Consider the following 505-nt stretch of genomic DNA (forward strand, 5'->3'; position numbering starts at 1 on the left):
CGGGCAAACGGGTTAGGGAACAATATGCCGATACAGGCGGCTTCACTGATCTCGTATTTGCCGTTACTTCGCTGCTTGGCTACATGTTCATTCCGCGCATCAGGGATCTTCCCTCCAAGCGGCTTCATGTCTTTGATCGGCGCAGTGCCCCAAATGAGCTAAGGGGCTTGGTAGGTGACCGCATTTGCGAAAGCACAATCATAGCCAACTGGCCTGATGTTTTGCGCTGCATTGCGACGATGCTTTCGGGCAGGATGCAACCTAGTCAACTCCTGAAAAAACTGGCAGCGCGGCCACGGCAACATGATCTGGCCATTGCGCTGAGAGAAATTGGGCGCATCGAGCGCACATTGTTCATCATCGAATGGCTGCTCGACACAGACATGCAGCGACGCGCCCAAATCGGTCTCAACTAAGGTGAGGCGCATCACGCCCTGAAGAATGCCCTGCGGATCGGGCGGCAAGGAGAAATCAGAGATCGAACCACAGAAGGTCAACACTTTCG

1 pseudogene is annotated in these 505 nt (G+C 54.5%); it reads left to right on the top strand.

Features of this window, described 5'->3' with window-relative positions:
* Nucleotides 1-505: pseudogene (locus ACR1XY_RS24970) on the top strand (Tn3 family transposase); the annotation flags it as partial.

It is taken from the genome of Ruegeria sp. AD11(2025) (assembly GCF_056542405.1).